The organism is Phenylobacterium sp., from assembly GCF_036263695.1.
Classification (GTDB): Bacteria; Pseudomonadota; Alphaproteobacteria; order Caulobacterales; family Caulobacteraceae; genus Phenylobacterium.
Genome location: NZ_DATAGM010000392.1, coordinates 1 through 7253, shown reverse-complemented (window position 1 = coordinate 7253; position 7253 = coordinate 1). Strand labels below are relative to the sequence as shown.

10 protein-coding genes are annotated in these 7253 nt (G+C 70.5%); 5 read left to right on the top strand and 5 right to left on the bottom strand.

Translation table 11 applies throughout. The features are described 5' to 3' along the window. The coding region (locus VHK87_RS15880; protein WP_329635865.1) for a serine hydrolase domain-containing protein at positions 1-638 on the bottom strand (638 nt) is incomplete at its 3' end. 125 nt (positions 639-763) lie between these two features. Here VHK87_RS15880 and VHK87_RS15875 point away from each other — a divergent pair. Further along, complete coding sequence (locus tag VHK87_RS15875; RefSeq protein ID WP_329635864.1) at positions 764-1390, top strand: nucleotidyltransferase domain-containing protein; 627 nt, start codon at positions 764-766, stop codon at positions 1388-1390. 4 nt (positions 1391-1394) lie between these two features. Here VHK87_RS15875 and VHK87_RS15870 read toward each other — a convergent pair whose 3' ends face one another. After that, the gene (locus tag VHK87_RS15870; protein ID WP_329635863.1) at positions 1395-2234 is read right to left on the bottom strand and encodes a thymidylate synthase; all 840 of its coding nucleotides are present in this window, start codon (positions 2232-2234) and stop codon (positions 1395-1397) included. A gap of 195 nt (positions 2235-2429) precedes the next feature. Here VHK87_RS15870 and VHK87_RS15865 point away from each other — a divergent pair, with 195 nt between their 5' ends. Continuing rightward, on the top strand, positions 2430-2711 hold the full coding sequence (locus VHK87_RS15865; protein WP_329635862.1) for a hypothetical protein: 282 nt from the start codon (positions 2430-2432) through the stop codon (positions 2709-2711). Between the two features lie 6 nt (positions 2712-2717). On the opposite strand, the gene VHK87_RS15860 is transcribed toward VHK87_RS15865, so the two are convergent. From VHK87_RS15860 to VHK87_RS15850, 3 genes are read right to left on the bottom strand one after another with little or no spacing between them, the layout of a single operon-like run. Further along, the gene (locus VHK87_RS15860; protein WP_329635861.1) at positions 2718-3272 is read right to left on the bottom strand and encodes a DUF924 family protein; all 555 of its coding nucleotides are present in this window, start codon (positions 3270-3272) and stop codon (positions 2718-2720) included. A gap of 14 nt (positions 3273-3286) precedes the next feature. Then, positions 3287-3844, bottom strand: a complete 558-nt coding sequence (locus tag VHK87_RS15855; protein ID WP_329635860.1) for a GDYXXLXY domain-containing protein — start codon at positions 3842-3844, stop codon at positions 3287-3289. Next, on the bottom strand, positions 3841-4899 hold the full coding sequence (locus VHK87_RS15850; RefSeq protein ID WP_329635859.1) for a DUF2157 domain-containing protein: 1059 nt from the start codon (positions 4897-4899) through the stop codon (positions 3841-3843). The genes VHK87_RS15855 and VHK87_RS15850 overlap by 4 nt, the downstream gene beginning before the upstream one ends. Positions 4900-5020: 121 nt before the next feature. On the opposite strand from VHK87_RS15850, the gene VHK87_RS15845 reads away from it, so the two are divergent. From VHK87_RS15845 to ilvC, 3 genes are all read left to right on the top strand, one after another. Continuing rightward, entirely contained in the window at positions 5021-6187 is a 1167-nt protein-coding gene (locus VHK87_RS15845) for a saccharopine dehydrogenase family protein (protein WP_329635858.1), read from the top strand. A 148-nt stretch (positions 6188-6335) separates the two neighbouring features. Next, positions 6336-6512: a hypothetical protein gene (locus VHK87_RS15840; RefSeq protein WP_329635857.1), complete on the top strand. Its 177-nt coding sequence runs from the start codon at positions 6336-6338 to the stop codon at positions 6510-6512. Between the two features lie 102 nt (positions 6513-6614). Beyond that, the coding region (gene ilvC, locus VHK87_RS15835; protein WP_414694155.1) for a ketol-acid reductoisomerase at positions 6615-7253 on the top strand (639 nt) is incomplete at its 3' end.

Sequence of the window (7253 nt, the reverse complement as noted above, 5' to 3'; positions counted from 1 at the left end):
AGCTTGCGCATGTAGCTGACGATCGGATTGACGCCCGGATCCAGAATGGCGGCGCCGGCCTGGGCCACGTCCGACTGGGGGTCGGTGTAGTCCTCGTTCCACTTCACGCCGGAGCTCATCATCAGCAGCTGGCGGACGTTCACGCCCTCGTACGCCGATCCCTTCAGCTCCGGGATGTAGGCGGTGACCGGGTCCTCCAGGCTCTTGATGTGGCCGTCCTGGATGGCCGCCCCGACGAGCGTCGAGGTCACGGACTTGGCCACCGAGAAGGACGTCCATCGGTCCCGCGGCCGCCGGCCTAGGCCGTACCGCTCCATGATGATCCTGCCATCCTTCAGGACCAGCACGCCGGAGACGTTGAAGGCGCGCATGTATTCGCTGACCGTGTAGGTCCTGCCGGCGTGGCTAAAGGTGGGGTCGATCTCCGTGGCGACCTTCGGCAGCGGGCGTACGTAGGAGCCGCGCCGGATGGTGCTGACCCGGTAGACCTTTTCGATCGCCGGATACCAGGCCTTCTGCTGCTTCGGGGTCCAGAAGAGGATGCTGGGCGTCCCCGGCTTCTTTGGCGTCTGCGCCTGCGCGGCGGGCGCGCCCAGCAGAAGTGCGCCGATCAGGGCGGCAGGCAGCAGTTTGCGCATCGTAGGTTCCCCCTCGTACGGCCGCAGACTAGGGCCGCCGACGATGCGCACAAGCCGGCTGAACGATCCTGTTCAGGTCTAGGGGCGCATTGCAGGCCGGGGGGCGCTGGCGCGATCATGAGCGAATGAGCGAAAAAGGAGGTCGCTGGGATGGGCCCGGGCTCGAGGCCTGGCGCGGGGCGTGGACTCCTGCGGAAGCGGCCGAGAAGCTCTCCGGCCTGGAGGCGCCGTGGTGCGTTGTCGGCGGCTGGGCGATCGACCTCTTCTTGGGACGCGAGACCAGATCACACGGCGACCTGGAGATCGCCATCGCGAAGTCCGACCTGCCCGAGGTGCGCGCCCACCTCGCCGAGTACCGATTCCACGCGGCCGGGGACGGAGAAGTGCGCGCCCTGTCGCCCGGCGAGCTCCCGCCGTCTCATATGCATCAGACGTGGGTGCTGGATGAAGCGGTTCAGTTGTGGCGCGTCGACGTCATGCAGGAGCCGGGCGATCGCGACACATGGGTCTTTCGCCGAGACGCTAGGATCTTCGCCCCGCGCGCGCAGATGATCGCCTCGATGGAGGGCGTCCCGTACCTGCGGCCCGAAGGCGCGCTCCTCTACAAGGCGAAGGCGCAGCGTCCCAAGGACGAGGCGGACTTCGCCGCCTGCGCGCCGTACCTGGGCGCCACCGGCCGCGCCTGGCTGCGTGAGACGATCGCGACGCTGTATCCTGGGCACGCCTGGGCCGCGGCCCTGGACGAGGCCTGAGCCCTCAAACCGCAATCGGCGCGGCGATCCTGGCGTGGGCCTTGTAGCCCTCGAGCTTGAAGTCCTCGTACTCGAAGGCGAACAGGTCGCGCTTGTCGGCGATGTGCATGGCGGGGAAGGGGTAGGGCTGGCGCGAGAGCTGCTCGCGGGCCTGGTCCAAGTGGTTCAGGTAGAGGTGGGCGTCGCCCAGGGTGTGGACGAACTCGCCGGGCTCCAGGCCCACCACCTTGGCCATCATCATGGTCAGCAGGGCGTAGCTGGCGATGTTGAACGGCACGCCGAGGAAGACGTCGGCCGAGCGCTGGTAGAGCTGGCAGGACAGCTTGCCGTCCGCCACGAAGAACTGGAACAGGCAGTGGCAGGGCGGCAGGGCCATGTCGTCCACGTCGGCCGGGTTCCAGGCCGAGACGATGTGCCGGCGGCTGTGGGGATTGGTCTTGAGGCTCTCCACGACGCCGGCGATCTGGTCGATCACCCGCCCGTCCGGCGCCGTCCAGGAGCGCCATTGCTTGCCGTAGACCGGGCCGAGCTCGCCGGCCTCGTCGGCCCACTCGTCCCAGATGCTGACGCCCCGCTCCTGCAGCCAGCGCACGTTGGTGTCGCCGCGCAGGAACCAGAGCAGCTCAAGGATGATCGACTTTCGGTGCAGCTTTTTGGTGGTCAGCAGCGGAAAGCCCTGCGCCAGGTCGAAGCGCATCTGCCGGCCGAACACGCCCAGGGTGCCCGTGCCCGTCCGGTCGCCCCGCTGGGCGCCGTTCGCCAGGATGTCGGCGAGCAGGTCCAGATACTGCCGCTCGGGATGCGGCTCGGCGTGAGTGGAACGGGCGAAGAGAGGGGCGTTCATCGGGCGGCCGAACTCCAATGCGGACCGGATCATTCCCTGATTCGCGCGGGGCCGGCTTCTACGCCAGCAGAAGGTGAGGACTGTCCACAGCCAGGGCGCCGCAGGTCCATCTGGGCCGCGGGAATGGCCAGGGTGTTGCCGCCACGCTATGGGGCGCCTAGGGTAGCGTCAGCGAACGAATGCAAGGTTGTGTCTATGTTTCTCACCGCTATGGCCGCCGGGCTGATCCTGGCCGCCAACGCCCCTCAGACGGGCGAAGTCATCGCGGCTCCGGGCGGCGGCTCCGTGCAGGCGGGCAAGCCGGCCGATGAGGCCAAGGCGAAGCCCAAGTGCCACTACGTGAGCGTCACGGGCGGCCGGGCCAAGCGCCGGGTCTGCAGCGACAATCCCGAGCGGGATGCGGCGGCGGCGGCCGGAGTGCGAGCGCCGAGCTCCACGATGGGCGCCTCCCAGCAGGGCAACATCAACACCAACTGAGGCGGCTCAGCCCGCGAACCCGCCCTCGTCGAGGAAGGCCTGCTCCTCAGGGCTCGTGGCCCGGCCCAGACATGGGTTGCGATGCGGGAAGCGGCCGAACCTGCCGATGATCTCGCGGTGCAGTTCGGCCCACTTCAGGGTCTCGGCGTCGCCGGTCTCGTCCAGATGGGCCCTGCAGAGGCGGCAGCTCAGCGCCTGGTCCTGCGGGTCCTCGGAGTGCTCGAAGGGCAGATAGAAGAAGGGGCGTAGCTCCGGCTCCACCTGCCGGTCGAAGCCCGCCTCAACCGCCGTCCGGGCGATCGCGCGGGCCTTGGGATCGGTGGCGAACGCGTGGGCGGAGCCGCGGTAGAGATTGCGCGGGAACTGGTCGAGCAGAATCACCAGCGCCAGGGCGCCCTCCGCCGTGCGGGTCCAGTCGTCGTACTCGCCGCGGGCGGCGGCGTGGTGCACGGGCTCGAACCTCAGCCGGATCGCCTCGTCGAAGGCCCGGTTCTTTGCGAACCACTTGGCCGGTCCGGCGCTGCGCCAGAAGCTGAGGACATCCTGCGGCGTCGCCGCCATGCGCGTGCTCTCCTTCAGAACCAGTCCAGATCGGTGCGGCGGCCGCCGACGATGACGCCCTTCAGCCGGGCGCGCCCGTCCCGGCCGACCGAGACCACGGCCAGCGCCTCCGGCCGATCGGGCCCGGCCCGCAGGGCGGCCTCGAGGGCTTCGGCCTCCGTCTGGTCCGCATGCAGCCGATCGACGCCGATGTCCAGCACCACCCGCTGCGCCTCTTCCGCCCCGCCGCCGATGCATGACGCTGTTCCGCGGACCGCGACGGGGCCGAGCTTCAGGGCCCCCTCGCGCGTCTTGGCGACGCCGGCGAGACGATGGACCGATCCCTCCGGACGCAGGGCGATCCACCCTTCGTCCCCACCGTCGGGGCAGCGGGCGCCGGCGGGCAGGGCGTCCGCCAGCTGCAGCGCGGCGTAGTGGCCGGTGAGCAGGCTGCGCGGATCGAAGGCCTCCATTGCAAGCCGCACCTCCCGACCGCTGGCCCGCGCTTGGCCCTCGTAGACCACGAGGGCCACCAGGGCGGCGATGAGCAGCGCCGCGGCTCCGAGGATGCGGATCGGGAGGGCGCGGATCATGCCGGCTTCCTCCGCCGCATCAGCCATCCGGCGACCAGGGCGGCCAGGGCGCTGACCAGGAACACGCCGGCTGCGCTCATCAGCCCGAGCCCCAGGTCGAAGAGGATGGCGCACACCGCGCCGATCAGGGAGATCACGGCCAATCCGCTGACCGCCCCGTGCCGATCGGCCCGGCCCAGCGCCAGCAGGCCGGCCGATAGCGCCAGCCAGACCATGCGGTGCGGCAGCCCCTCGAAGTGCTTACCCTCGAAGCCGGCGATGACGAAGAAGGCCAGCGCCCCCAGTACGCACCAGCCGAACAGGCCGCCAGCCGCGGCGCCTTCCGTGTCCCGCCGCCAGCGCGCCCCGGCCGCCAGGGCGGCGAAGCCCGCCGATGTCAGCAGCAGGCCCGCATCGTTCGGCGGGCCCAGCCGGATCAGCAGCAGCATCGCCCCGACGACCAGTCCAAGGCCCGCGGTATGGGCCAGCGGCGAAGATCGCCACGCCCACGCCAGGCCCGCGCCCAGCGGCGCGCCGAACGCCAGCCAGGGCAGGGCGGTCTCCTCCTGGAACGGGCCGTCCGAGAGATCGCCCAGGCCCAGCAGCACCAGCCCGGCCATGGCCGCTCCGCTGGAGCGACCGGCCAGCGCCAGCAGCCCGGCGGCCAAACCCGCCCCGTGCAGCGCCGCCGGCGGGCTGCCGGCGATGTCGAAGATCTGGCCCGTCAGGCCGATGGCGGCCGCATAGACGAGGGCGGCGATGGCCAGGAGGCCGTTGCGCAGCCCCGGCCGCTCGCGCCGGGCCGCCCAGGCCGCGCCCCCGCAGAGGCCCGCGAAGACGCCGAGCACCAGGACGAACCGCGCCAGCCGCGGGATCGCGTCCCAGTTGGCGGCCACGAAGGCGATCACGGCGATGCCGAGGAAGGCCGACCCGACAGCCGCAAGCGTGGTCGCCGCATCCAGGCGGCGGCCCTCGCCCACGCTGCCCAGAATGGCCGCACGGCTGTCCGCCGGCACCAATCCGGCGGCGATCCACCGCTCCAGGTCCTGCTCCAGCCTCTTTCGGTAGCCGGCCATCGGCCCTTCCGTTTGCGTTGCAAGCGCGACCGTCCCGCATGCGCCGCCGGGGCGCAAGCGGCTAAGGTTTGCCTGCGCGCGCGGGCGGCGGCATGGTCGGCTCGCATTCGAGGAGCCCCCCATGAACCCTGCGGCCGAGTTCGACGTGATCGTCTATGGCGCCAGCGGCTACACCGGCCGGCTGGTGGCCGAGCATCTGGCCCGGCGCTACGGCGTCGGCGGCGAGGTCCGCTGGGCGATGGCCGGCCGTAGCGCGGACAAGCTGGCCCAGGTGCGCGACGAGATCGGCGCCCCCGCCGAAACGCCGCTGGTCGTCGCCGACGCGGACGACCCCGCCTCGCTCAAGGCGATGGTGCGCAGTACGAAGGCGGTGATCACCACCGTGGGGCCCTACCAGCTCTATGGCTCTGCCCTGGTGGCGGCCTGTGCGGCGGCGGGGACCGACTACCTCGACCTGTGCGGCGAGCCCAACTGGATGCGCCAGATGATCGACGCCCACGAGGCGCAGGCCAAGGCCAGCGGGGCCCGGATCGTCTTCTCCTGCGGCTTCGACTCCATTCCCTTCGAGCTGGGCGTCCTGTTCCTGCAGGAGACCGCGCAGGCTCGGCTCGGGCGCCCCGTCCCGCGGGTGAAGGGCCGGGTGCGGAGCATGCAGGGCGGCTTCTCCGGCGGAACCGCGGCGAGCCTGAAGGCCACGATGGCCGCGGTCGCTAAGGACCCCGCCGTCTTCCAGGTGCTGGCGAGCCCCTTTGGTCTGACCCCCGGCTTCGAGGGGCCGTCGCAGCCGCCGGGGATGGCGCCGGAGCACGACCCCGACCTGGGCGCCTGGGTCGCCCCGTTCGTGATGGCGACCATCAACACCAAGAACGTCCACCGCTCGAACGCCCTGATGGGCCACCGCTATGGCGCCGACTTCGTCTACGACGAGATGATCATCGCCCCCTCCGAGGAGGCGGCCAAGGCGATGGCTCAGATGGGCGGCGGCCTTGGCGGAGAGGGCGGGCCCAAGCCCGGAGAAGGCCCGACCAAGGAAGAGCGCGAGGCCGGCTTCTTCGACGTCCTGTTCGTCGGCGTCGACCGCGACGGGCGCCAGATGCGGGTCTCCGTGCACGGCGACAAGGACCCCGGCTACGGCTGCACCTCGAAGATGATCGCCGAGAGCGCGCTGTGCCTGGTGAAGGAGAAGACCGACGTCCCCGGGGGGATCTGGACCCCCGGCGCGGCCATGCAGGCTGCGCTCATCGCCCGCCTCGAGGCCAACGCCGGGATGCAGTTCAAGGTCGAGTAGACATGCTCGCCCATAGGGGGAGCTGTCCCGAAGGGACTGAGGGGTTCACGGGCGTTTCGGGCGCGACCGTAGAAGCCCTTAGTGGGTTCTCCCGAGTTTCGCGGCTCCCGAGGGCGACGCATGTTGCGGCCGAAGATTGGAGCCCGCCATGACCCTCGAAACCCTCTACCTCACCGGCGCCGTCCTGGCCTTCACGCTGCTCGCGGTGACCCTGCTCATCGTCAAGCTGTGGAGCGATGCCGCCCCCGCCGTGGCCGCAGAGGCCGAAGTCACGCCGGCGCGCCGGCCGGTCACCGACCCGGAAGAGCTGAAGAAGGCGGCGTGATCGCCGGGCCCGTTGCAGGCCATCCCTTGACCTTTGCGCAAAAAAACGGTCGATAGCGCCGCCTTTGCTGCGGCGCCGTTGCGCAAGGTCCGCGGCCATCACGTGTTCAGGAGAACGATCATGCGCGTCTACTATGACCGCGACGCCGACATTTCCCGCATCCTGGACAAGAAGATCGCGGTAGTGGGCTACGGCAGCCAGGGCCGCGCGCATGCGCTGAACCTCGTCGACTCTGGCGTGAAGAACGTCGTCGTCGCCCTGCGTCCCGGCTCGGCCACCGCCAAGAAGGTGGAGGCCGACGGGCTGAAGGTGATGAGCGTCGCCGAAGCCGCCAAATGGGCCGACGCCATCATGGTGCTGGCCCCTGACGAGCTGCAGCGCGACATCTACAACGCCGAGATCGCGCCGAACCTGAAGGACGGGGCGGCGCTGCTGTTCGCCCACGGCCTCAACATCCACTTCAACCTCATCGAGCCCAAGGCCTCGATCGACGTGCTGATGGTCGCGCCCAAGGGCCCGGGCCACACGGTGCGCGGCGAGTACCAGAAGGGCGGCGGCGTGCCCTGCCTGATCGCGGTGCACCAGAACGCCACCGGCAACGCCCTCGACTTCGGCCTGGCCTACGCCTCGGCGATCGGCGGCGGCCGCTCGGGGGTGATCGAGACCACCTTCCGCGAAGAGTGCGAGACCGACCTGTTCGGCGAGCAGGCGGTGCTGTGCGGCGGCCTCGTGGAGCTGATC

Coding starts and splice junctions, on each gene's coding strand:
- VHK87_RS15875 (WP_329635864.1), top strand. CDS start 764: ATGAGCGAAAAAGGAGGTCGCTGGGATGGGCCCGGGCTCGAGGCCTGG.
- VHK87_RS15860 (WP_329635861.1), bottom strand. CDS start 3,272: ATGGCGGCGACGCCGCAGGATGTCCTCAGCTTCTGGCGCAGCGCCGGA.
- VHK87_RS15865 (WP_329635862.1), top strand. CDS start 2,430: ATGTTTCTCACCGCTATGGCCGCCGGGCTGATCCTGGCCGCCAACGCC.
- VHK87_RS15850 (WP_329635859.1), bottom strand. CDS start 4,899: ATGGCCGGCTACCGAAAGAGGCTGGAGCAGGACCTGGAGCGGTGGATC.
- VHK87_RS15870 (WP_329635863.1), bottom strand. CDS start 2,234: ATGAACGCCCCTCTCTTCGCCCGTTCCACTCACGCCGAGCCGCATCCC.
- VHK87_RS15840 (WP_329635857.1), top strand. CDS start 6,336: ATGACCCTCGAAACCCTCTACCTCACCGGCGCCGTCCTGGCCTTCACG.
- VHK87_RS15855 (WP_329635860.1), bottom strand. CDS start 3,844: ATGATCCGCGCCCTCCCGATCCGCATCCTCGGAGCCGCGGCGCTGCTC.
- VHK87_RS15845 (WP_329635858.1), top strand. CDS start 5,021: ATGAACCCTGCGGCCGAGTTCGACGTGATCGTCTATGGCGCCAGCGGC.